19 protein-coding genes are annotated in these 24,084 nt (G+C 72.5%); 9 read left to right on the top strand and 10 right to left on the bottom strand.

The features are described 5' to 3' along the window. Positions 1 to 50: 50 nt before the first annotated feature. A complete protein-coding gene (mce, locus tag H5V45_RS18130) occupies positions 51 to 497 on the bottom strand; it encodes a methylmalonyl-CoA epimerase (protein ID WP_185254224.1) in 447 nt (148 codons plus the stop codon). A gap of 227 nt (positions 498 to 724) precedes the next feature. Between mce and H5V45_RS18135 the strand changes: the two genes are divergently transcribed. Continuing rightward, positions 725 to 1,915, top strand: a complete 1,191-nt coding sequence (locus H5V45_RS18135; RefSeq protein ID WP_185254225.1) for an acetyl-CoA C-acetyltransferase — start codon at positions 725 to 727, stop codon at positions 1,913 to 1,915. A gap of 64 nt (positions 1,916 to 1,979) precedes the next feature. Then, a complete protein-coding gene (gene meaB / locus H5V45_RS18140) occupies positions 1,980 to 2,912 on the top strand; it encodes a methylmalonyl Co-A mutase-associated GTPase MeaB (protein ID WP_246416571.1) in 933 nt (310 codons plus the stop codon). Here the strand turns inward: meaB and H5V45_RS18145 are convergent. Then, complete coding sequence (locus H5V45_RS18145; RefSeq protein WP_185254226.1) at positions 2,902 to 3,759, bottom strand: alpha/beta fold hydrolase; 858 nt, start codon at positions 3,757 to 3,759, stop codon at positions 2,902 to 2,904. The genes meaB and H5V45_RS18145 overlap by 11 nt on opposite strands. Before the next feature lie 126 nt (positions 3,760 to 3,885). Between H5V45_RS18145 and H5V45_RS18150 the strand changes: the two genes are divergently transcribed. Then, positions 3,886 to 5,001, top strand: a complete 1,116-nt coding sequence (locus tag H5V45_RS18150) for a glycosyltransferase family 4 protein (RefSeq protein ID WP_185254227.1) — start codon at positions 3,886 to 3,888, stop codon at positions 4,999 to 5,001. Here the strand turns inward: H5V45_RS18150 and mptB are convergent. After that, positions 4,959 to 6,323, bottom strand: a complete 1,365-nt coding sequence (gene mptB, locus H5V45_RS18155) for a polyprenol phosphomannose-dependent alpha 1,6 mannosyltransferase MptB (protein WP_185254228.1) — start codon at positions 6,321 to 6,323, stop codon at positions 4,959 to 4,961. The two genes, H5V45_RS18150 and mptB, sit on opposite strands and share 43 nt — an antisense overlap. A 207-nt stretch (positions 6,324 to 6,530) precedes the next feature. Between mptB and H5V45_RS18160 the strand changes: the two genes are divergently transcribed. The 6 genes from H5V45_RS18160 to H5V45_RS18185 are packed head-to-tail and all read left to right on the top strand — an operon-like array spanning position 6,531 to position 11,438. Continuing rightward, positions 6,531 to 6,686 carry a hypothetical protein gene (locus tag H5V45_RS18160; RefSeq protein ID WP_185254229.1) on the top strand — a complete coding sequence of 52 codons (156 nt, stop codon included), beginning with the start codon at positions 6,531 to 6,533 and terminating at the stop codon, positions 6,684 to 6,686. A gap of 38 nt (positions 6,687 to 6,724) precedes the next feature. Continuing rightward, on the top strand, positions 6,725 to 7,225 hold the full coding sequence (locus H5V45_RS18165; RefSeq protein ID WP_246415923.1) for a PH domain-containing protein: 501 nt from the start codon (positions 6,725 to 6,727) through the stop codon (positions 7,223 to 7,225). A 48-nt stretch (positions 7,226 to 7,273) separates the two neighbouring features. Beyond that, on the top strand, positions 7,274 to 7,774 hold the full coding sequence (locus H5V45_RS18170; protein ID WP_185254231.1) for a MarR family winged helix-turn-helix transcriptional regulator: 501 nt from the start codon (positions 7,274 to 7,276) through the stop codon (positions 7,772 to 7,774). 44 nt (positions 7,775 to 7,818) lie between these two features. Next, complete coding sequence (gene icmA / locus H5V45_RS18175; protein ID WP_185254232.1) at positions 7,819 to 9,531, top strand: coenzyme B12-dependent isobutyryl-CoA mutase large subunit; 1,713 nt, start codon at positions 7,819 to 7,821, stop codon at positions 9,529 to 9,531. Positions 9,532 to 9,551: 20 nt separating this feature from the next. Further along, complete coding sequence (locus tag H5V45_RS18180) at positions 9,552 to 10,412, top strand: hypothetical protein (RefSeq protein WP_185254233.1); 861 nt, start codon at positions 9,552 to 9,554, stop codon at positions 10,410 to 10,412. Between the two features lie 24 nt (positions 10,413 to 10,436). Continuing rightward, positions 10,437 to 11,438 (top strand): co-chaperone YbbN, encoded by a 1,002-nt coding sequence (locus H5V45_RS18185; protein ID WP_185254234.1) that lies wholly within the window; start codon positions 10,437 to 10,439, stop codon positions 11,436 to 11,438. Between the two features lie 100 nt (positions 11,439 to 11,538). Here H5V45_RS18185 and ppdK read toward each other — a convergent pair whose 3' ends face one another. From ppdK to H5V45_RS18220, 7 genes are all read right to left on the bottom strand, one after another. Next, positions 11,539 to 14,208, bottom strand: coding sequence for a pyruvate, phosphate dikinase (gene ppdK / locus H5V45_RS18190; protein WP_221634634.1), 2,670 nt, complete (start codon positions 14,206 to 14,208; stop codon positions 11,539 to 11,541). A gap of 42 nt (positions 14,209 to 14,250) precedes the next feature. Then, entirely contained in the window at positions 14,251 to 15,285 is a 1,035-nt protein-coding gene (locus H5V45_RS18195; protein WP_343061615.1) for an NUDIX hydrolase, read from the bottom strand. Positions 15,286 to 15,460: 175 nt separating this feature from the next. After that, positions 15,461 to 16,405, bottom strand: a complete 945-nt coding sequence (locus H5V45_RS18200) for a type IV toxin-antitoxin system AbiEi family antitoxin domain-containing protein (protein ID WP_185254236.1) — start codon at positions 16,403 to 16,405, stop codon at positions 15,461 to 15,463. 239 nt (positions 16,406 to 16,644) lie between these two features. Next, positions 16,645 to 18,837 carry a 1,4-alpha-glucan branching protein GlgB gene (gene glgB, locus H5V45_RS18205; protein WP_185254237.1) on the bottom strand — a complete coding sequence of 731 codons (2,193 nt, stop codon included), beginning with the start codon at positions 18,835 to 18,837 and terminating at the stop codon, positions 16,645 to 16,647. Beyond that, positions 18,834 to 20,273 (bottom strand): maltokinase N-terminal cap-like domain-containing protein, encoded by a 1,440-nt coding sequence (locus H5V45_RS18210; RefSeq protein WP_185254238.1) that lies wholly within the window; start codon positions 20,271 to 20,273, stop codon positions 18,834 to 18,836. The genes glgB and H5V45_RS18210 overlap by 4 nt, the downstream gene beginning before the upstream one ends. After that, positions 20,270 to 22,024, bottom strand: a complete 1,755-nt coding sequence (gene treS / locus H5V45_RS18215) for a maltose alpha-D-glucosyltransferase (RefSeq protein WP_185254736.1) — start codon at positions 22,022 to 22,024, stop codon at positions 20,270 to 20,272. Before treS ends, H5V45_RS18210 begins: the two co-directional genes overlap by 4 nt. Before the next feature lie 5 nt (positions 22,025 to 22,029). After that, on the bottom strand, positions 22,030 to 24,015 hold the full coding sequence (locus H5V45_RS18220; protein ID WP_185254239.1) for an alpha-1,4-glucan--maltose-1-phosphate maltosyltransferase: 1,986 nt from the start codon (positions 24,013 to 24,015) through the stop codon (positions 22,030 to 22,032). Between the last annotated feature and the right edge of the window lie 69 nt (positions 24,016 to 24,084).

The raw sequence follows: 24,084 nt of genomic DNA on the forward strand, positions 1-24,084 counted from the left end.
GATGCGCCGAAGATTACTGGTGGGTAACCGCTGTGGATACCCGGTGTGACCTACTTCGCGGCGCCGGCGGGCTGGACCAGCTCCACCAGGACGCCGCCGGCGTCCTTCGGGTGCACGAAGTTGATCCGCGAGTCCGAGGTCCCGCGGCGGGGCTCGTCGTAGAGCATCCGCAGCCCGCGTTCGCGCAGGATCGCGCTGACCTGCTCGACGTCCGTGACGCGGTAGGCGACCTGCTGGCAGCCGGGGCCGTTGCGGCCGATGAACTTCGCGATCGTCGAGGTCTCGTCGATCGGGGCCAGCAGCTGCACGCAGGAGGTGGAGTCGCCGACGGCCATCATCGCCTCGCGGACGCCCTGCTCCTCGTTGGTCTCCTGGTGGGCCAGCGTCATGCCGAAGGTGTCGCGGTAGAAGGCGATCGCCTCGTCGAGGTCGGGGACCGCCATGCCGACGTGGTCGATCGCGGTGAACAGGTGCTCGGGGATCAGGGTCTCGCTCATGCGGCACATCGTCGTACGACGGGAGCCGGGCCCGCACCGGCTTGTGACATGTTCCTCACCGCAGGGGGCGGGACACCCTCGCCCGGGGTCCGCGCCGGTGGGTATCGTCCCCGGGAGGGCGCCGGACGGCGCCGGCTCGACCAGACCAGCACCAGCCCAGCATCAGATCAGCATCAGATCAGCACCAGCCCAGTACCGGCCCAGCAACAGCTCCGTGGAGGCACCTCATGACCGAAACCGTGATCGTCGCAGGGGCTCGCACCCCGATCGGCCGCCTGCTCGGCGGCCTCAAGAGCCTCTCCGCGGCCGACCTGGGCGGCGTGGCCATCAAGGGCGCCCTCGACAAGGCCGGCGTCAGCGCCGACCAGGTCGACTACCTGATCATGGGCCAGGTCATCCTGGCCGGCGCGGGCCAGAACCCCGCCCGCTCCGCCGGCATCGCCGCGGGCCTGCCGATGAACGTCCCCTCCATCACCATCAACAAGGTGTGCCTCTCGGGCCTCAACGCGATCGCGCTGGCCAGCCAGATGGTCAAGACCGGTGAGGCCGAGATCGTCGTCGCCGGCGGCATGGAGTCGATGACGAACGCCCCGCACCTGCTGCCGAAGTCCCGCGAGGGCTTCAAGTACGGCGACACCGCGCTGGTCGACTCGATGGCCTACGACGCGCTCTACGACCAGCTGACCAGCCAGGCGATGGGTGGCCTCACCGAGGACTACAACGCCGCCGGCACGAAGCTGACCCGCGAGGAGCAGGACGAGTTCTCCGCCCGCTCGCACCAGCGCGCGGCCGAGGCCTGGAAGAACGGCGTCTTCGACGACGAGGTCGTCCCGGTCGAGATCCCGCAGCGCAAGGGCGACCCGGTCGTCGTCTCCGCCGACGAGGGCGTGCGCGGCGACACCACCGCCGAGTCGCTCGGCAAGCTGCGTCCGGCCTTCAGCAAGGACGGCACGATCACGGCCGGCTCCGCCTCCCAGATCTCCGACGGCGCCGCCGCCGTCGTCGTGATGAGCAAGGCCAAGGCCGAGGAGCTCGGTCTCACCTGGCTCGCCGAGATCGGTGCGCACGGCCAGGTCGCCGGCCCCGACTCCTCGCTGCAGCTGCAGCCGGCCAACGCGATCGCCAAGGCCGCCGAGAAGGACGGCATCGCCGTGTCCGACATCGACCTCTTCGAGCTCAACGAGGCGTTCGCGGCCGTCGGCATCGAGTCGGCTCGCCAGCTCGGCATCTCCGACGACCAGGTCAATGTCAACGGCGGCGCGATCGCGCTCGGCCACCCGGTCGGCATGTCCGGCACCCGCGTGGTCCTGCACCTCGCCCTCGAGCTCCAGCGCCGCGGCGGCGGCACCGGTGCGGCCGCCCTCTGCGGCGGCGGCGGTCAGGGTGACGCGCTGATCGTGCGAGTTCCCGCTGTCTGACGAGGGGTCCGGCACGGCCGCGGCCCGCGGCGGCCGGCGCCGCTCCACGGCGTCGGTCCCCGACCTGGTCGGTCGGGCCCGCGAGGGGGACGCCCGCGCGGTGGCGCGGCTGATCTCCCTCGTGGAGGACGAGTCGCCGCTGCTGCGCGAGGTCATGAAGGCGCTCGCCCCGCACGCGGGGCACGCTCAGATCATCGGGATCACCGGCTCGCCGGGCGTCGGCAAGTCGACGTCCACGAGCGCGCTCGTGACCGAGCTGCGCAAGGCCGGCAAGCGCGTGGGGATCCTCGCGGTCGACCCGTCCTCGCCGTTCTCCGGCGGGGCCCTGCTCGGTGACCGGGTGCGGATGCAGGACCACGCCCTGGACCGTGAGGTCTACATCCGCTCGATGGCCTCGCGCGGCCACCTGGGCGGCCTCGCGTGGACCACGCCGCAGGCGCTGCGCGTCCTCGACGCGGCCGGCTGCGACGTGATCCTCATCGAGACTGTCGGCGTCGGCCAGAGCGAGGTCGAGGTCGCGGGCCTCGCCGACACCACGCTGGTGCTGATCGCCCCCGGCATGGGGGACGGGATCCAGGCCGCGAAGGCCGGCATCCTCGAGATCGGGGACCTCTACGTCGTCAACAAGGCCGACCGCGACGGCGCCGACCAGGTCCGCCGCGACCTGCGCTCGATGCTGGCACTGGCCGAGCGGCCCGAGGGCTCGTGGAAGCCGCCGATCATCAAGACGGTCGCCCAGAAGGGCGACGGCGTCGACGAGGTCGTGGCCGCCATCGACGAGCACTTCGCGTGGCTCGAGACCTCCGGCGAGCTGCGCAAGCGTCGCACCCGGCGTGCCCGCGACGAGATCGAGGCGATCGCGGTCACCGCCCTGCGGGCGCGCTGGGGCGACGTGCACGGGCGCTCCGAGCTCGACGAGCTCGCCGAGTCCGTTGGCGCGGGGGAGTCCGACCCCTATACGGCCGCCGACGTGCTGCTCGACGCCTTCACCGACTGACCTCCTCGGCCACCCGGCGCGCAGCCGCGGGGTCGAACAGGATCGTGTAGTGGTTCGTGCCCGGCACGGTCTCCACGCGCAGGCCGGCCAGCTCGTCGTCGTACCGCTGGACCGCCTCGGCGGGGAGCAGCCCCGGCGGCTGGCCGAACATCCCGGCCGGGGCGACGAGCAGCGAGGCCGGGACCGGCACGGCCCGCAGCGCCGCGTCGAGCACGTCGGCCGAGACGAGCAGGTCGCGACCGTCCGCGCGCACGGCCTCCTCGAGCGCCCGGGAGCGCACGCCCGCCGGCGTCTCGAGCACGTCGTAGCGGACGTAGTCGGCGATGGTCTCGTCCCAGCTGGGGCCGAGCGCGGGGTGGGCGCGGTAGAAGTCGAGGTACGCCTCGACCGAGGGGTACGTCGTGTGCAGCCGCTCCAGCGCCGGGCCGAGCGTGGCGGCCAGGACCTCGTCGGGGTCCACGCCGCCCGGGAGCACCAGCGGCACGCCCCCGTCGACCAGGGTCAGGGTCGTGAACAGCTCGGGCCGGCGGGACGCGGCCAGCGCCGCGACGTAGGCCCCCATCGAGTGCCCGGCGAGCGCGACCGGCCCGCCCAGGGCGGTGGCGGCCGTGGCCACGTCGTCCGCGTGCGTCGCGAGCCCGTAGGGCCCGGGCAGGTCGCGCGACGCGCCCCGGCCGCGCAGGTCGAGCGCGACCAGGCTCCAGTCCGCGGGCAGCGCGGCCGCGACCGCGGCCCACGCCATCGCCGAGGCGCTGATGCCGTGCACGGCCAGGACGGTGCGCTCGCCGGTGCCGAAGCGCAGGGCGTGCAGGGGGCCGCCGGGGACGTCGAAGGTGAGGGGCGTCATGCCCCGATCATGCCTGCCCGGTGGTGCAGGAGCCGGCCCCGCGGCGGGGACGCCGGTCGGGTGGACTTCGCACGACACCCACGTCGGCGTCACCACGCGTTCAACCGCCCTCGTGACCGTGGAGGCATGCGCGTCGCCATCGTCACCGAGTCCTTCCTCCCGCAGGTCAACGGCGTCAGCAACACCGTGCGCCACGTCGTCGAGCAGCTCGCGCTGCTCGGCCACGAGACCCTGGTCGTCGCCCCCGGCGCCGGCCCCGCCCACCACCACGGGACGCCGGTCGTCCGGGTCCGCTCCGTCGGGCTGCCGGGCTACCGCTCCTTCGCGGTCGGCCTGCCGGACGCCGCCGTCGAGCGCGCCCTGGCCGACTTCCGCCCTGACGTGGTCCACCTCGCCTCACCGGTCGCGCTCGGAGCCGTCGGGCTCCGCGCCGCACGGCGCCTCGGGATCCCCACGGTCGCGGTGTTCCAGACCGACATCGCGGGCTTCGCCCGGCACTACGGCGTGCACGCGGACCTGCTCACCTCGCGCTGGGTCGGCCGCATCCACCGGCGCTCGGACCGCACGCTGGCACCGTCTCGCGCGTCGTACGACCAGCTGCGCGCGATGGGCGTCCGCGACGTGCACCTGTGGCGGCGCGGGGTCTCGCTCGACCTGTTCTCGCCCGCGCGTCGCGACGAGTCGCTGCGGGCGTCCTGGGCGAGGCCGGGGGAGACGCTGGTCGGGTACGTCGGCCGGGTCGCGCCCGAGAAGCAGGTACGCCGCCTGGCGGAGGTGGCCGCCGTGCCGGGCGCCCGCCTCGTGGTCGTGGGCGACGGGCCGGAGCGGGCCTGGCTGGAGCGGCACGTGCCGGAGGCCCGCTTCACCGGGATGCTCGGTGGCGAGGAGCTGGCCCGCGCGTTCGCGAGCCTCGACGTCTTCGTCCACCCCGGTGAGGCCGAGACCTTCTGCCAGACCGTCCAGGAGGCCCAGGCCAGCGGCGTGCCCGTCGTGGCGCCGGCCGCCGGGGGTCCGCTCGACCTGGTCGACCACGGCCGGACCGGGCTCCTCTACGCGCCGCGCGAGCGCGGTGCCCTGGCCGCCGCCGTCGGCTCGCTCGTCGACGACCCGGGGCTGCGGGACCGCCTCGCGACCGCCGGGTGCCGCGCCGTCGCGTCCCGCACCTGGGCGCACGTGGTCGGGGAGCTCGTCGAGCGGCACTACCGGCCCGTGACGTCCTCGCGCTCGGGCGCCGCTGCCTGAGGCGTCGCCGTCGTCCGGGCGGTCCAGCCCGTGATGGCGAGCCCGCCGGCCAGCAGGCCGATGCCCGCCGGCACGTAGCCCAGGGGCGCCGCCACCCCCAGCACCAGGCAGGCCCAGGCCAGCAGGGCGGTGCCGCGCGGGCCGAGGCGGGCAACGGCGAGGAACGGCACGCACCACAGGGCGTACCACGGGTGCACGACCGGGCTGAGCACGACCGTGGCCGTGAGGGCGGCCGCCGTGGCCCGGAGCGCGGTGAGACGGTCCCCGGTGCGGGCCACGAGTGCGGTGGCCGCCACGAGCAGGAGTGCCAGCCCGGTGCCGGCCGCCCGCGCGCCCGGCACCAGGTGGCCGAGCAGGGACGTGACCGACAGCGCGCTGTCCAGCGTGCCGGGCACGCCGAGCGCCTCCACCCAGCCCGTCCCGACGCCGGTGAGCACGCCCGCCGCCACCACGGTGGCCCCGCTCACCGCGGCCACGCCGAGCAGGCGGCGTACCCGTTGGGCGAGCGGAGCGAGGGTGGGCAGCGTGAGGACGGCGATGCCGATGCAGACGAGGCCGCCGGGCACCTTCACCGAGGCGGCGAGACCGCCGACCACGGCCCCGGCGACCCAGCCGCGCTCGGCCGCCACGACCAGCGCGGTGGCGGCGAGGCCCACCATCAGCAGGTCGTTGTGGAGCCCGCCGACCCCGTGGGCGAGGACGAGCGGGCAGCCCAGCACCAGCGCGCTCACCGCCGCCGGACTGGCGCCGGACCAGCCGGCCAGCCGGGGCAGCGCCCGGGCCAGCAGGACCAGCCCGGCCAGGGCCAGGAGCCGGTGCGCCACGACGAGCAGCCAGGGGTCGCGGACCAGGTCGGCTGCGAGGGCGCCCCAGAGCAGCGGCAGCGGGCCGTAGGGCGTCGCGGTCGGCAGCCAGCGCGGGTCCACCGCGTCGACGAGCGACCCGTGCAGCACCCCCGGACCCCAGACGTACGGCGAGAGCCCGATCCGGGTCAGCTCGCCCTGGGCGACGTAGCTCCACCCGTCGCGGCTGAACAGCGGCGGCGCCAGCAGCAGCGGGACGCACCAGGCGGCGACGGCCCGGCGTACGTCCCCGACGTCGACCCGTCCGGCCACGGCCGCCCGCCACAGCCGCAGCCAGGCCGCCGCCAGCAGGGCCAGGCCGACGAGCACCGTGACCGTGCCGAGCAGCCGCCCGCCCGCCGAGAGGCGCAGCGGGAGCCCGGCAGCCCAGGAGTCCGCGGGCAGCGTCGCGGTCACGAGGCCGCCGGCGAGGATGAGCACGGCGCCGAGGACGCCGGGACGGGTGTGCGGGGATCTCACGGGGGGCACGGTAGGGAGGCCGGGCGAGCGGCCGGCCTCGGCGCGGTGAACGGGCGGGCAAGCCCGGGCGACGGAGCGTCCGCCGCGGGCCGGCGCACGACACGGACCGGGCGCGCCTCACCCCGCCGGCGGTCTAGCCCTGCTAGACATGTCTGGACCTGTCGCCCGCCTTCCCCCGGACGGAGATCTGCCATCAACGGCAAGAAGGTGTTCCTCACCCTGCTCGTGGTGTTCCTCGGCTTCTGGATGTACCACGACCCGCACGGCTTCGCCGTGTCCGCCAAGGCCCTCGGGTCCGGGTCCTGGGACGCGCTGAGCTCCCTGTTCACCGGACTGATCCGCTTCTTCGACCAGATGCGCTGAGCGGGCGGCGAGGCGTGGGCCGCGGGGGGCGTCGGGCCTTGGACCCGGACATCCGCAAGCACCTGCTGCGCGACGAGGGCGAGGTCATCGTCGACGAGGTGCGCCACCACTGGGTGGCGTTCGTGCGGCCGGTGCTGGAGACCGTGCTCGGGATGCTGCTGCTGGTCTCGTCGGCGTACGTCCCCGTCGAGATCGGCTGGCTGCCGCTGCTGCTGGCCCTCGCGGTGTTCCTGCACGCCGCGTGGATCGCGCTGCGCGAGCACCGGGACCGCTTCGTCATCACCAACATGCGGGTCTTCCGCGTGCACGGGGTGCTCTCGCAGAACCTCGCGACCATGCCGCTGAGCAGGATCCTCGACATCACCGTCGTGAAGCCGCTGCACGGCCGGATCCTCGGCTTCGGGCACTTCTGCTTCGAGTCGGCGGCCCAGGAGCAGGGGCTGCGCGACATCCGGTACGTCGGCCAGCCCGACCAGCGCGACCTCGCCATCCAGCGGGTCGTCCAGCGCTCCGGGCTGCGCGGGCCGCGGGTCAACTGAGCGGGCGGCGGACCGGTCCGCTCGTCCGGCGGCACTAGTCTGCTCCGCATGTCCACGGGTGCCCGCTTGCCGTTCGACCCGATCGACGAGGCGGCCCGCCAGTGGGGCGAGCGCTGGGACGGCGTCCCCGCGATGCACGCGGTGACCTCGCTGATGCGCGTCCAGCAGCTCGTGATCGGCCGGCTGGACGCGATCCTGAAGCCGCACGGGCTGACCTTCGCGCGCTACGAGGCGCTGGTGCTGCTGGTGTTCTCCTCGCGGGGCTCGCTGCCGCTGGGCAAGATGGGGGAGCGGCTCCAGGTGCACCCCACGTCGGTCACCTCGATCGTGCGGCGGCTGGAGTCCGCGGACCTCGTCGTACGCCGTCCCCACCCGGAGGACGGCCGCGCCGTCCTCGCCGAGATCACGGCTGCGGGGCGGGCGCTGGTCGAGGCCGCAACCGCCGACCTGGTCTCCTCGGACTTCGCCCTCGAGGCGCTGTCGACCGAGGACCTGCAGCGGCTCTCGGCCCTGCTCGCGCCGGTGCGGGAGTCCGCCGGCGACTTCTGAGCCGGCGGCTGGCCCCAACTACTTGCACGTCCTACTATCTGAGCATGGTCGATGACACCGCACGCTCCCGCTGGCAGTCCCGCTACGACTCCTCGCGGGTCCGGGACGTCGACTTCACGACGCTGAGCGGGCTCGAGGTGGAGCCGGCGTACGGCACCGACGACAGCGAGTGGCCCGGCCAGTTCCCGTTCACGCGTGGGCTCTACCCGACCGGCTACCGCGGGCGCACCTGGACGATCCGGCAGTTCGCCGGCTTCGGCAACGCCCAGCAGACCAACGAGCGCTACAAGATGATCCTGGGCCGCGGCGGCGGCGGGCTCTCGGTCGCCTTCGACATGCCCACGCTGATGGGCCGCGACTCCGACGACCCCAAGTCGCTCGGCGAGGTCGGCCACTGCGGCGTGGCCGTCGACTCGGTCGCCGACATGGAGGCGCTCTTCGACGGCATCGACCTCGGCCAGGTCACCACGTCGATGACGATCAGCGGCCCGGCCGTGCCCGTCTTCTGCATGATGATCGTCGCCGCGGAGCGCGCGGGCGTCGACACCGGGAAGCTCAACGGCACCCTGCAGACCGACATCTTCAAGGAGTACATCGCCCAGAAGGAGTGGCTCTTCACGCCCGAGCCGCACCTGCGCCTGATCGGCGACCTGATGGAGTACTGCGTCGAGAAGATCCCGGCGTACAAGCCGCTCTCGGTCTCCGGCTACCACATCCGCGAGGCCGGCTCGACGGCCGCGCAGGAGCTCGCGTTCACCCTCGCCGACGGCTTCGGGTACGTCGAGCTCGGGCTGTCCCGCGGCCTCGACGTCGACCTGTTCGCGCCCGGCCTGTCGTTCTTCTTCGACGCGCACGTGGACTTCTTCGAGGAGATCGCGAAGTTCCGCGCCGCCCGCCGGATCTGGGCGCGCTGGATGCGCGACGTCTACGGCGCCACGACCGAGAAGGCCCAGTGGCTGCGGTTCCACACCCAGACCGCCGGGGTCTCGCTCACCGCCCAGCAGCCCTACAACAACGTGGTCCGCACCGGCATCGAGGCGCTCTCGGCCGTGCTCGGCGGCACCAACTCGCTGCACACCAACGCCCTCGACGAGACGCTGGCGCTGCCGTCCGAGCAGGCCGCCGAGATCGCGCTGCGCACGCAGCAGGTGATCATGGAGGAGACCGGCGTCGTGAACGTCGCCGACCCGCTCGGCGGGTCGTGGTACGTCGAGGCGCTCACCGACAAGATCGAGGCCGAGGCCAACGCGATCTTCGACAAGATCCTCTCGATGGGCGGCTCCACGCTCACCCACGCCGACACCGAGGACCTCGCGGCCGCGATGACCGAGGCCACCGGTGCCGCGGACGCGGCCCAGTGGCCGATGACCCGCGGCCTGCTGCGCGGCATCGAGGAGGGCTGGTTCATGGGCGAGATCGCCGAGGCCGCCTTCCAGTACCAGGTGGCCCTCGAGAAGGGCGACAAGCGGATCGTCGGCGTCAACTGCCACCCCGACTCGGTCACCCACGACCTCGAGATCCTCCGGGTCTCCCACGAGGTGGAGGTCGACCAGGTCCGCGACCTGGCGGCTCGCCGCGGCGCCCGGGACGACGAGGCGGCGGTCGCGGCCGTGCAGCGGATGGTCGACGTGGCCCGCACCGACGGCAACATGATCGAGGCGATGCTCGAGGCCTGCCGCGCGGAGGCCACGCTCGGCGAGATCTGCGACGCGCTGCGCGCCGAGTGGGGCGAGTACCGCGAGCCGGCCCGCTTCTGACCCGCCGCCCACCTGACGCGATGGGTCCTCGCAGCGGCGCCACGCTCGACCTGGCGACCCGGAAGTGGTGGCGCGCCGTCGGCCGGCGCGTCGACCTCGCGGGCGAGCACGCCTGGCTGGCCGCGCCGGTGTCACGCGGCCCCCTCGTGGGCGACGGGTGGCTGCACGACGAGGCCGCCCGCCTCGGTGGGCAGGTGCGCGACGGCGTGCCCGGCGCCGGGCTGCTCGCCGACGTCGCAGTGCTCGACGGTCCGGGCTTCCGCGCCGCCGACCTGGCCCCGGAGGTCCGGGCGTTCTACGAGCACACCGCCGACTGGCGGATGGAGGTGTGGACCGGCTGGACGCCGCTCTTCTGGCCCGGCGGCGAGCTGGTCTCGCGCCTGTTCGGGCGCCGGGTGGGCCAGCTGGCGCTGCCGATGCGACCGCTCGACGTCGCGCACGGGATGGACAGCCGGGTCTCGGTGATCAGCGACGCCGACGGCACCCAGCGCGCCGCCGGCTGGCTGCGGACCCTGCGCTCGACGGGGGAGTACGTCTTCAGCGGGTGCTACTCGGCCCGCCGGCTCCCGGGCGCCGACCGCCCGAGCGTCCACGTCGCCTTCCCGCTCGAGCACGGCAACGTCCAGGTCTTCCTGCGGCCCGACGTCGACCCGGACGGCTCGCTGTGGCTGCGCTCGCCGGGAGGCCGCTTCGGGACGGACGGCGCCTACGTCGTGGTGGAGGACGGCGGGGCGTCGTACGCCGCCCGCGCGCCGATCCACGAGGAGTTCCACGTCCACCTCGACCGCGAGGGCGTGCTGCGCACCGACCACGACCTGCGGCTGTGGGCGGCCGACGTGGTGCGGCTGCACTACCGGCTCGAGCCGAGGGCGCGGGCCTGAGCGGGGCTCTCTAGGATTGGCGGCATGACGCAGCAGCCGTTCAGCCGTCCCGGAGCGATCGACCTCTCCGCCCTCAAGCGCCCCGCGCAGCCCACGCCCGCCCCCGGTGGCGGCGCGCCCCGCGCACCGGGCGGCGGGGCGCCGGCGGGTGGCGCACCGGCCGGCCCGTCGTCGTACGCCGTCCAGGTGACGGAGGAGAACTTCCAGGGCGTCATCGAGGCGTCGATGGGCGCCGCGGTGCTGCTGGCGTTCTACTCGCGCACGCGGATGCCGGAGAGCGGCGACCTCGCCGCCGACCTGGTGACGCTGTCGGCGGAGTTCGAGGGGCGCTTCCTGCTGGGGCTCGTCGACATCGACGCGGCGCCGCAGATCGCCCAGGCCATGCAGATCCCGTCCATCCCGCTGGTGGTCGCGGTCGTGGACGGCCGCCCGATGCCGCTGTTCCAGGACGTGCTGCCGATCGAGGAGCTGCGCACCGCGCTGACCCAGGTCGCCCAGCAGCTCACCACCCAGGGCATCACCGGCCGGCACCAGCCGCGGGCCGCGGCCGGGGCTCCCGGTGCCGACGGGGCCGGTGCGCCCGGTGCCGAGGGCGAGGACGCCGAGCCGCCGGTCGACCCGCGTTACGCCCCCGCCCAGGACGCGCTGGGCGACGGCGACTTCGACCGGGCGGTCGAGGAGTACCACAAGCTCGTCACCGCCAACCCCGCCGACAGCGAGGCCGTCGCCGGGCTCGCGATGGCGCGGCTGCTGCAGCGCACGGCCGGCGTCGACCTCGACCACGCCCGCGCCGCGGCCGACGCCGCGCCGGACGACCTCGATGCCCAGACCCTCGTCGCCGACCTGGACCTCCTCGGTGGCCAGGTCGACGAGGCCTTCACCCGGCTGATCGAGCTGGTCCGGCGTACCTCCGGCGACGAGCGCAACACCGCCCGCGAGCACCTCGTCGCGCTCTTCGGCGCCGTCGGCAACGACGACCCGCGAGTGCTCAAGGCGCGCGGCCGGCTGGCCTCGGCGCTCTACTGAGCCTGGGCGCGCTTCATCACGGGATGCAGGTGAAGCGCGGCTTCCCTCGGCGAATCCACCGGGGGAACCTCCACTCCGCCTGCATCCCGTGATGAAGCAGCTACTCGGCCCCCAGCGCCGAGCGCCCGGCCTCGAGGCGGGCGACCGGCACCCGGAACGGCGAGCACGACACGTAGTCGAGCCCCGCGTCGTCGAAGAAGTGGATCGACGCCGGGTCGCCGCCGTGCTCGCCGCAGACCCCGAGGTGCAGGTCCGGGCGGGTGGCGCGGCCGCGCTCGACGGCGGTCCGCACCAGCTCGCCGACGCCGGCGGTGTCCAGCGACTCGAACGGTGAGACCGGGAAGACGCCCTGCTCGAGGTAGGTGCTGAAGAACGACGCCTCGACGTCGTCGCGGGAGAAGCCCCAGGTCATCTGCGTGAGGTCGTTGGTGCCGAACGAGAAGAACTCGGCCGACCCGGCGATCTCCCCGGCGGTGAGCGCCGCGCGCGGCAGCTCGATCATCGTCCCGATCTTCACGTCGAGGTCCAGCCCGGACTCCTCGGCCACCTCCCGGGCGATCACGTCGATCCGCGCCCTGACTAGGTCGAGCTCCTTCACCGACGCGACCAGCGGGATCATGATCTCCGGGCGCGGGTCGCCCCCGGCCCGCTTGCGGGCGACGGCGGCCTCGAGGATCGCCCGGGCCTGCATGGTGAAGAGACCGGGGATCACGATGCCGAGGCGTACGCCGCGGAGCCCGAGCATCGGGTTCTGCTCGTGCAGCCTGCTGACCGCGTCGAGCAGGCGACGCTCCCGCTTCTTGCGGTGACCGCGGGTGTCCGCGATCGCCATCGCCACCGACAGCTCGGTGATGTCGGGGAGGAACTCGTGCAGCGGCGGGTCGATCAGCCGGATCGTCACCGGCAGGCCGTCCATCGCCTCGAGGATCTCGGTGAAGTCCTGCCGCTGCAGGGGCAGGAGCGCGTCCAGCGCCTTCTCCTGGCCCTTCTCGCCGTCGGCGACGATCAGGTCCTCGACCAGCTGGCGCCGGTCGCCGAGGAACATGTGCTCGGTGCGGCACAGCCCGATGCCCTGGGCGCCGAACCGGCGGGCCCGGGCCGCGTCCTCGGCCGTGTCGGCGTTGGTCCGCACGCGGAGGCGGCGTACGGCGTCGGCCCGCTCGATCAGCCGGGTGACCGCGTCGACGAGCGGGTCGTCCACGTCGTCGCCCTCGAAGTACCGGACCACGTGCGAGTCGACCACGTCGACGGCGCCGTCGAAGATCTCGCCGGTCGACCCGTCGATCGAGATCAGGTCGCCCTCCTCGACCGTCTTCCCGCCGCGGACCGTGAAGCGGCCCTCCTTGGTGTCGACGTCGAGCGCCTCGGCGCCGCACACGCAGGTGCGGCCCATCCCGCGCGCGACGACCGCGGCGTGGGAGGTCTTGCCGCCGCGGCTGGTCAGGATGCCCTTGGCGACGACCATGCCGTGCAGGTCGTCGGGGCTGGTCTCCTTGCGGACCAGGATCACGTCCTCGCCGCGCTCGGCCCACTCGACGGCCGTGCCCCAGTCGAAGACGGCCCGGCCGACGGCGGCGCCGGGGGAGGCGTTCATGCCCTTCGCGAGCAGCGTGCGCCGCGCCTTCGGGTCGAAGCGCGGGAACATCAGCTGGGCGAGCTGGGCGCCGCTCACCCGGCGTACCGCCTCGTCGAGGTCGATCAGGCCCTCGTCGGCCATGTGCACCGCGATCCGGAACGCCGCCTCGGGCGTGCGCTTGCCGACGCGGGTCTGGAGCATCCAGAGCTTGCCGCGCTCGACGGTGAACTCGATGTCGCACATGTCGCGGTAGTGCTGCTCCAGCGTGCTCATGATCTCGAGCAGCTGGTCGTGCGAGGCCCGGTCGATCTCGCCCATGTCCGCGAGCGAGACGGTGTTGCGGATGCCGGCGACGACGTCCTCGCCCTGGGCGTTCTGCAGGTAGTCGCCGTAGACGCCCTGGTTGCCCGACGCCGGGTCGCGGGTGAAGGCGACGCCGCTGCCGGAGGTGTCGCCGCGGTTGCCGAAGACCATCGCCTGGATGTTCACCGCGGTGCCGAGGTCCTCGGGGATCTGCTCCTGGCGGCGGTAGAGCACGGCGCGCTCGGTGTTCCACGAGTCGAAGACCGCGCGGACGGCGAGGTCCAGCTGCTCGCGCGGGTCCTGCGGGAAGTCGCGGCCGGCGTGCTCGCGGATGGCCTGCTGGTACGTCGACACGAGCTCGCGCAGGTCGTCGGGGGTCAGCTCGGTGTCCTGGTCGACGCCGCGCTGCCGCTTGAGGTCGTCGAGCGCGTCCCCGAAGACCTCGCCCTCGATGCCCAGCACCGTGGCCCCGAACATCTGCAGCAGCCGGCGGTAGGAGTCCAGCGCGAACCGCTCGTCCTCGCTCTGGGCCGCCAGCCCGGCGACGGACTCGTCGTTGAGGCCGATGTTGAGGACCGTCTCCATCATCCCGGGCATCGAGAACTTCGCCCCCGAGCGGACCGAGACGAGCAGCGGGTCGGCCGGGTCGCCGAGTCGCCGGCCCATCGCCTCCTCGAGCGCGGCGAGGTGCTCGCTCACCTCACGGGAGAGCGCCTCCGGCTCGCGCCCCTCGGCGAGGTAGGCGCGGCAGGCCTCGGTCGTGATCGTGAAGCCGGGCGGCACGGGCAGCCCGAGGTTCACCATCTCGGCGAGGTTGGCGCCCTTGCCGCCGAGGAGGTCGCGCTGGTCCTTGTCGCCCTGGGCGAAGTCGAAGACGTAGGTGCTCACCAGGCATCTGTACCGCAGATCGGGCGGCTTGGGCAGGGGCTGAGGTCAGTTCCCCGACTCGGTGTACGTCGTCCCGCCCGGCGCCGCGAGCGACCGCAGCGCGGCCTCGATCCGGCGCGCGGTGAAGTCGGCGCAGCGCTCGCGGACCTGCTCGACGGTGAGGAACTCCGCCGAGCGGATCTCCCGGGCCTGCTTGACAATCCCGTCGGTGATCGACGCCGGGTGCTCCCCGCCGTCGAAGACGAGGCACAGGGCGTCGTCCCAGCCGCCCCAGGGGGGCAGCCAGTCGGTGAGCAGCAGCCGGCCGGCGGGCAGGTCGAGCGCGAGCTCCTCGGTGACCTCGCGGGCCACCGCCAGCTGGGGCGACTCGCCGACCTCCACGACCCCGCCGGGGAGGTCCCAGTCCTGCTTGTAGGTCAGCTGGCAGACCAGCACCCGGCCGTCCGGGTCGCGGACGAGCATCTGGCTGATCGCGCGCTTGCGGGGGAGGAACGAGTTGAGGAGCGCGCGGAAGCTGGTCGCGTCGCTGAGCGGCGGGTCGTCGGCCAGCCGGGCGAGGACGACGTACTCGGTCGTCGCGGCCCGGTCGCCGGTCCCGGCCACCACCCGGCGTACGCCCTCGCGCCGGAGGCCGGAGCGGGTGGCCACCCGCAGCGACGCCTCGTTGCCCGGCTCGACCTTGGCCTCGAGGCGGCTGACGCCCCACCCGCCCTGGCCGGTCCCGGTGGTGGCCCAGTCGGCGAGCACGCGCACCGCGCGGGTGGCGTGGCCCCGGCCGCGGTGGCCGGCGTACAACGCCCACGACAGCTCGCCGGTGTGCTCGTCGGTGCGGCGCACCTCGCAGCAGCCCACGACCTCGCCGTCGTGCTCGATGACGAAGCTGACGACGCTCCCGTCGGCCCAGCCGCGGCGCCAGCGCTCGACCGCGGCGGTCTGCGCCTCGTGGCTCGGCGTCACCGTGTCGAAGCCGAACCAGTGCGCGATCACCTCGTCGTGGCCCGCGACCGCCACGTCCACGTCGGCGTCGCGCCACGGTCGCAGGGTGATCGCGCCGTCGGTCAGGGTCGGCTGCTCGGTCACCTCGTCACCCTACCGAGGGGGTGTGGGGCTGGTGCGCCTCCGCCGCTTGCTTCATCACGGGATGCAGTTGAACTGGTGCTTCTCATGGTGAGTTCGCCGGGGGAACCTCCGCGTGGTCTGCATCCCGTGATGAAGCAGTGACAGGAGGGGAGAACCGCGGCAGCACAGGGAGTGGTTACCCAGCTCGGCGCAGCAGCCGCTCGAACCGCGCTCGCAGGAGTCTCGGCCGCTCGAAGTCCGACCAGACGATGCGGATCATGCGCATGTCCGTCACCTCGCGGAGCAGGTCCTCGCGCTGCTTCTCGGCGAAGACCACCGGTCCTGGCTCCTGCCCGTCCTTCAGGAGCCGGCCGTACTTCAGCTTGCCGTCGAACTCCCCCAGCAGGCGGTGCTTCTTCCAGACCCAGTCACACGTGCCGATGAGACGGCCGTCGGCCGAGTAGACCGCGAACTGTGGCTCCGGTGCCGGGAAGCTGTTGTGGAAGAAGAAGTTCACCCCACGCGACTCACCGATGCTGCCGGTGCGCTTGTCGGCCAGCCGCACCGGGACGTGGAGGTGCTGGGTGAACGGCCAGAACTGCATCGTCTTGAACTGCTCCGCCAGCTCGTCCGCGTTGCACAGCTCACGCCTGAGGAGACTGTCGAAGTGGCAGAGGGCCACTTCGCTGGAGCTGCGGCCGACGGCTTCGATCGCGGCTCGGGGCGCTGCCATCACCAGCATTCCGTCGATCTCCACGATGTCGTCCTCGATCGCCCGTCCCTCGTGGTGCACGACATCGCCTTCGATACGACCAGCACCGCCGTCCAGTCTCGTGACGTGCACCTTGTCCAGGGGGATGCCCCAGATGTCCAGGCCGTGCACGATCGAGGCGGAGACGTGACTCAGGGCGACGACGCCGGGGCCGAGTGCGTCCATGACGGCGCGCGCTCGCACCGCGTGCTGCTGCTCCTCGCTCAGCGACCGCCATCTGCTTCCGAGGCAGTAGTAGCCCCGTCGGAATCGATGCCAGTGACCCGAGCGTGCCGCCGAGGCGATCTGGGTGTCGCTGTAGCCGGCAGACCGCGCCTCGGCTCGGGTGAAGAACCCGCGGTCCTCGCAGAGCACGTCGATGATGTCCATGCCGTCGAGTGGCTCACGGCGGGACCATGTGGCGCACCCGCGTCGCGCGGGCCTGGGGACAACCGGTGCTGCCAGGGCCTGTGTGGACTGTTCGTGGCTGCTGACTCGCTCGTGGCGGTCGTTGCTTCATCACGGGATGCAGGTGAAGCGGAGCTTCCCACGGCGAATTCGCCGTGGGAACCAGCACTTCGACTACATCCCGTGATGAAGCGAGCGAGCCGCGACCCCGCGGGAGCCCCTCAGCCCCGCCGCCGGAACCACACGGTCGCGAGCGGCGGCACGGTGATGTCGGCGTACGCCGGCTGGCCGACGTGCTCGCCCGCGACGGCGGTGACCGCACCGAGGTTGCCGACGCCGGAGCCGGTGTAGGTCTCGGCGTCGGTGTTGACGAGCTCCTCCCAGACCCCGGTGGCGGGCAGGCCGAGCCGGTAGCCCTCGTGGGGGACCGAGGCGAAGTTCGACACGCAGACGACGTCCGCCTCGCCGTCACCGCTGCGGCGGATGAACGAGTAGACGTTGCGGCCGGCGTCGTTGGCGTCGATCCACTGGAAGCCCGCGGGCTCGTGGTCGAGCGCCCACAGCGCCGGGGAGGAGGAGTACGCCGTGTTGAGGTCGCGCACGAGGGAGTGGACGCCCTGGTGCTCGGGGTGGTCGAGCAGCCACCAGTCGAGCTCGCGGGCCTCGGCCCACTCGGACTCCTGGCCGAGCTCGACACCCATGAAGAGCAGCTGCTTGCCGGGGTGCGCCCACATGAAGGCGAGGTAGGCACGCAGGTTGGCCAGCTGCTGCCAGCGGTCGCCGGGCATCTTGCGCAGCAGGGAGCCCTTGCCGTGCACGACCTCGTCGTGGCTGATCGGCAGGACGTAGTTCTCCGACCACGCGTAGACCAGCGAGAAGGTCATCTCGCCGTGGTGGTGGGCGCGGTGCACGGGCTCGTGGGCCATGTAGTCCAGCGAGTCGTGCATCCAGCCCATGTTCCACTTGAAGCCGAAGCCGAGCCCGTCGTTCGCGGTGGGCTTGGTGACGCCCGGCCACGACGTGGACTCCTCCGCGATCGTGGTGATGCCGGGGACCCGCTTGTAGACGGTGGCGTTCATCTCCTGGAGGAACTGCACCGCCTCGAGGTTCTCGTGGCCGCCGTGGATGTTGGGCGACCACTCGCCCTCCTCGCGGGCGTAGTCGAGGTAGAGCATCGAGGCGACGCCGTCGACGCGGAGCCCGTCGGCGTGGAACTCCTCGAGCCAGTAGAGCGCGTTCGCGTAGAGGAAGTTGCGGACCTCGCGGCGGCCGAAGTTGAAGATGTGGGAGCCCCACTCCTTGTGCCACCCGCGCTGGGGGTTGGGGTCCTCGTAGAGCGGGGTGCCGTCGAAGTTGGCCAGCGCCCAGGGGTCGGTCGCGAAGTGCCCGGGCACCCAGTCCAGGATCACGCCGATCCCGGCCTGGTGCAGCCGGTCGACGAGCAGGCGGAAGCCGTCGGGGTCGCCGAAGCGGGAGTCGGGGGCGAAGTACGACGTCACGTGGTAGCCCCACGAGCCGCCGAACGGGTGCTGCATGACCGGCATCAGCTCGACGTGGGTGAACCCCAGGTCGGCCAGGTAGGGCACCAGGTCGTCGGCCATCTCCGACCACGACCAGAAGCGGCCGTCGGGGTGCTTCTTCCACGACGCGAGGTGCATCTCGTAGATGCTCATCGGCGCCGCGACCGGCTGGCGCGCGGCCCGCTCGGTCATCCAGGCGTCGTCACCCCAGGTGTAGGACGACTCCCACACGCGCGACGCGGTCTGCGCGGGCACCTCGGCCCACTCGGCCATCGGGTCGGCCTTCTCGCGCCACTCGCCGTCGGCGCCCAGCACGGCGTACTTGTACGACGTGCCGGAGCCGATGTCCGGCACGAAGAGCTCCCAGACGCCGGACGTGCCGAGCTGCCGCATCGGGTGCTCGCGGCCGTCCCAGCTGTTGAAGTCGCCCTTGAGCCGGACGGCCCGTGCGGACGGCGCCCACACGGCGAACGCCGTGCCGGTGACGCCGGCGTCGTAGCGGTGCACCCGGGCGCCGAGGACCTTCCACAGGTCCTCGTGGCGCCCCTCGTTGATGAGGTGCAGGTCGACCTCGCCGAGTGTCGGGAGGAAGCGGTAGGGGTCGTCGAGCTCGATCGTGGTGGTGTCGTAGGACACCGCGAGCCGGTAGTCGGGCACGTCGCTGACCGGCAGCACGCCGACCCAGATGCCTTCGTACTCGTGCTCGAGCCGCGTCTCGGTGCCGCCGTGGCGGACCACGACGCTGGAGGCCAGCGGCTTGAGGACGCGCACGGTGACGGCGCCCTCGTGCACGTGCGGGCCGAGCACGGCGTGCGGGTGGCCGTGCTCGCCGCGGACGACCTGGTCGAGCTCGTCGCGGCCGACGGGGGCCGCCGTGGGGGAGGTGCTGGTCATGAGGCTCCGATCCTCGCCACGGCCTCGAGCGGGATGGCCACCCAGGTCGGACGGTTGCGGGTTTCGTAGACGGTCTCGTAGACCGCCTTGTCGGCGACGTACGCGGCGAGGAGGGTCTCCTCGTCGGCGGTCAGGTCACGACCGGCGTACGCCGTCAGGAAGGCGTTGCGGTTGCGCGCGGCCCACTCGGCGGAGCGGTAGGCGCGCTGGTCGGCGCCCTCGTCGAGGCCGTCGCCCCAGGTGCGCTCGACGACACGGGGCGCGTAGTCGAGCGAGCGGAGCATCCCGGCGACGTCGCGCCAGGGGGAGTCGGGCAGCACCCGCTCGGCGAGCGTCTTGGCGGGCTCGCCCTCGAAGTCGACGATCTTCCAGCCCCGCGCGGTGCGCAGGGTCTGGCCCAGGTGCAGGTCGCCGTGGATCTGCTGGACCCGGACCCCGTCGAGCGCGCCGAGGGCGTCGTAGGCGCCGCGCAGGTCGTCGGCGTACGCCGTCAGCTCGGGCGCAACCGCGAGGGCGGCCTCGAGCCGCCGGTGCATCGCGTCGGCCAGCGCGCGGGCCGCCTCGGCGGGGCGGTCCTCGGCGGGGAAGTGCTGCTCGAGGGTCCGGTGCGTCTCGGCGAGGGCCTCGCCCAGCCGGGCGGCCTCGCCGGCGAAGTCGCCGCCGACCTCGTCGGCGTGCAGGTCGGCCTCGGCGAAGAGGTTGCGGACGCTGGCGAGCGCGAGGTCCCAGCCGTCGGTGGCGGTGCGCAGGAACTGCTGCAGCATCGCGAGCTGGAGCACCCGGTCCTGCGGCTCGCCCTCGGTGGTGATCGAGGGGGTCTCGAGCCAGCCGTAGAGCGCGGCCACGTGGTCGGAGCCGGCGCGGGTCAGCACCTCGTGGATCGAGATGTCGGGGTTCGCGCCCGGGGTGATCTTGCGGAAGACCTTCATCAGGGCGTCCTCGCCGAACGCGACCGAGGAGTTCGACTGCTCGCCGCTGAAGAGCGTCGAGTGGGCGTCGAGGTCCAGGTCGTGTCCCGGGAGGCGGTGGAAGGCCAGCGGCCCGTCGGCCGGCGGGTTCGCGAAGGAGCGCAGCCAGCAGGCCATCGCCTCGCGGTCGTGCACGGCGTCGTAGACGTGGCAGGTGCCGAAGTCCTCGTCGCCCCACTGCCCGAGGTGGGCGTGGGCGAGGCGGTCCTGCGGCTCGGCGTAGAACGCGAGCGGCAGCTGGTAGTACTCGTCCTCGCCGCCGTCCTCGAAGGTCACGGTGACCAGGTCGATCGCGACGTGCGGGCCGTCGGCGACGTGGCCGGGCACCTCGCCCAGCCGGCGTACGCCGCCGATGGCGAAGGCGCGGCCTTTGCCGCCGAACCAGCGGGCCTCGGCCACGAAGGGGTGCAGCAGCTCGCGGAGCCCGCTCGGGTCGTCGGTGGGGTGATCGGTGGGGTGATCGGTCACGTGGTCATCCCGTCGTCGGTGTCGGCCCCGGTCAGCCGGAACCAGTAGAAGCCGTACCCACCCAGCGTCAGGAGATACGGCAGCTCGCCGATCGCCGGGAAGGGCACGCCGCCGAGCAGCTCGACCGGCACCATCCCCTCCCAGCGGCGCAGGTCCAGCTCGACCGGCTGGGGGAAGCGCGAGAGGTTGTTGATGCAGACGATGATGTCGCGTCGGCCGTCGTCACCCAGGTGCTCGCGGACGTACGACAGCACGGTGGAGTTAGAGCCGCCGAGGTCCGTGAACGAGCCGAGCCCGAAGGCCTGGTGCTGGCGGCGGGCCTGGATCATCCGTCGCGTCCAGTGCAGCAGCGAGGAGGAGTTCTCCAGCTGGGCCTCGACGTTGACGCTCTGGTAGCCGTAGATCGGGTCCTGGACGGCGGGCAGGTGCAGCTTGCCCGGCGTCGCGGAGGAGAAGCCGGCGTTGCGGTCGGGGGTCCACTGCATCGGGGTCCGGACGCCGTCGCGGTCGCCGAGCCAGATGTTGTCGCCCATCCCGATCTCGTCGCCGTAGTACAGGACGGGGGAGCCGGGCAGCGAGAGCAGCAGCGCCGTGAACAGCTCGATCTGGTTGATGTCGTTGTCGAGCAGCGGGGCCAGCCGCCGGCGGATGCCGATGTTGGCCTTCATCCGGGGGTCCTTAGCGTACTCGCCCCACATGTAGTCGCGGTCCTCGTCGGTGACCATCTCGAGGGTCAACTCGTCGTGGTTGCGCAGGAAGATGCCCCACTGGCAGCCGTCGGGGATCGGCGGCGTCTGCTCGAGGATCTCCGAGATCGGGAAGCGCGACTCGCGGCGCACGGCCATGAAGATGCGCGGCATCACCGGGAAGTGGAAGGCCATCTGGCACTCGTCGCCGCCCACGGCGGGGTCGCCGAAGTACTCGACGACGTCGGCGGGCCACTGGTTGGCCTCGCAGAGCAGGACCCGGCCGGGGTACTTGTCGTCGACGAACCGGCGGACCTTGCGGAGGAACTCGTGGGTCTCGGGGAGGTTCTCGCCGTTGGTGCCGGGCCGCTCGTAGAGGTACGGCACCGCGTCGAGGCGGAAGCCGTCGAGGCCCATGTCCAGCCAGAAGGACATCGCCTCCATCATCGCCTCGTGGACCTTCGGGTTGTCGAAGTTGAGGTCGGGCTGGTGCGAGAAGAACCGGTGCCAGAAGTACTGCTGGCGGACCGGGTCCCAGGTCCAGTTCGAGGGCTCGGTGTCGACGAAGATGACCCGGGCGTCCTGGTAGAGCTCGTCGGTGTCGGACCAGACGTAGAAGTCGCCGTACGGCCCCTCGGGGTCCTCGCGGCTGGCCTGGAACCACGGGTGGGCGTCACTCGTGTGGTTCATGACGAAGTCGATGATCACCCGGATGTCGCGCTTGTGGCACTCGTCGAGGAAGTGGTGGAAGTCCTCGACGGAGCCGCACTCCGGGAGGATGTTCGTGTAGTCCGCGACGTCGTAGCCGCCGTCGCGCAGCGGCGAGGTGAAGAACGGCGGGACCCACAGGCAGTCGATGCCGAGCCACTGCAGGTAGTCCAGCTTCTCGGTCAGGCCGCGGAAGTCGCCGGTGCCGTCGCCGTTCGAGTCGCGGAACGAGCGGACCAGAACCTCGTAGAAGACGGCGGTCTTGAACCAGTCGGGGGTGCTGCCGACGGAGTCCGGGAACGGCTCGGTGTCGTCGGCAGGGTCGGAGTGGTCGTTGGTCGAGCTTGTCGAGACCATCTCGGTCAACGGGGGCTCCTCACGGTCAGGATGTGGGCGGGCTCGTGCGCGGGGTCGAGGCGCACGTAGTTGTGCGCGCCCCAGCTCCAGTCGGCACCGGTGATCTCGTCGTGGACGACGAAGGAGTCGTGCCACTCGAGGCCGAGCGCGGGGAGGTCGAGGTGGACGGTCGTCTCGCGGGTGGCGTGCGGGTCCAGGTTGATGACCACGACGACGGTGTCCGTGCTGCCGTCCGGCAGCGTGGCGCTCTTCGAGAACACCAGGACCGACTCGTCGTCGCTGCCGTGCACGCGCAGGTTGCGCAGCAGCTGCAGCGAGCGGTGCTGGCGGCGGATCTCGTTGAGGCGGGTGAGGTACGGCGCCAGGGTCCGCCCCTCGGCGGCGGCACCGTCCCAGTCGCGGATCCGGATCTGGTACTTCTCCGAGTCGAGGTACTCCTCGCTCCCGGGCTTGACCGCGACGTGCTCGTAGAGCTCGTACCCGGCGTACACGCCCCAGCTCGGGGAGCCGGTCGCCGCGAGAGCGGCGCGGATCTTGAACGCCGCCGGGCCGCCGTACTGCAGGAAGCCGTGCAGGATGTCGGGGGTGTTCACGAAGAAGTTCGGCCGCATCAGGTGGTCGGACTCGGTCGCGAGCTCGCGGAGGTACTCCTCGATCTCCCACTTCGAGGTGCGCCAGGTGAAGTACGTGTAGGACTGCTGGAAGCCGATCGCGCCGAGCCCGCGCATCATCGCGGGGCGGGTGAACGCCTCGGCGAGGAAGAGCACGTCCGGGTCGGTGCGGCGGATCTCCTTGAGCAGCCACTCCCAGAACGCCACCGGCTTCGTGTGCGGGTTGTCGACGCGGAAGATGCGCACGCCGTGCGCCATCCAGTGCCGGACCACGCGCAGCACCTCGCGGCAGATGCCGGTCGGGTCGTTGTCGAAGTTGACCGGGTAGATGTCCTGGTACTTCTTCGGGGGGTTCTCGGCGTAGGCGATCGTGCCGTCGGCCCGGGTGGTGAACCACTCCGGGTTGGACGTCACCCACGGGTGGTCCGGCGCCGCCTGCAGCGCCAGGTCGAGGGCCACCTCGATGCCGAGCTCGCCGGCCCGCGCCACGAAGGCGTCGAAGTCCTCGAGGGTGCCCAGGTCGGGGTGGATCGCGTCGTGCCCGCCGTCCTTGGAGCCGATCGCCCACGGCGAGCCGGTGTCCTCGGGGCCGGGCGTCAGGGTGTTGTTCGGGCCCTTACGGTTCACCTCGCCGATCGGGTGGATCGGGGGCAGGTAGATCACGTCGAAGCCCATCGCGGCGACGGCGTCGAGACGCTTCGCGGCGGTGCGGAAGTTGCCGCTGGTGACCTTGCCGGAGGCGTCCTTGACGGCGCCCTCGGAGCGGGGGAAGAACTCGTACCAGCTGCTCGCCAGGGCGGTCACGCGGTCGGCGTACGCCGGGTAGGGACCCTCGACCGTGACGAGCTCGCGGACCGGGTTGGCGTGCAGCAGGGCGGCCAGCTCCGGGTCCTGGAGGGCGGCGAGACGGGCGCCGACGGGACGCTCGGTGTCGCTCGCGGCCACCAGGCCGCCGGCGACCAGCTCGTGGCCGCGGGTGTCGGCCGGGTCGAGCGCGGCCTGGACCCGCTCGAGCAGCAGCCGGCCCTCGGTGAACATGAGGTCGACGTCGACGCCGGCGGGGATCTTCAGCCCGGCGGCGTGCTGCCAGGTGCCGATCGGGTCGGACCAGGCCTGCACCTCGAAGGTCCACGGCCCGGGCGCGTCCGGGGTCACCCAGGCGTCGTACCGGTCCGGCACGTCCGCGTGCTTGACCATCCGCACGGGGTCGCGCCGCCGGCCGTCGGGTCCGGTGAGGACGACCTCGGCGCCGAGCTTGTCGTGTCCTTCCCGGAACACGGTTGCGGACACGGGGAGAGGTTCTCCCACCGTGGCCTTCGCCGACTGCCGACCGAGATCGACGACGGGCATGACGTTCATGACGGGGATGCGTCCGACCATCCCCCAACACTTGCGGGTTGCCGGTGGCCACGCAAGCCGGGACCCCCTCGGAGTCCGCAGGCCGGTCAT

It is taken from the genome of Nocardioides luti, from assembly GCF_014212315.1.
GTDB lineage: Bacteria > Actinomycetota > Actinomycetes > Propionibacteriales > Nocardioidaceae > Nocardioides > Nocardioides luti.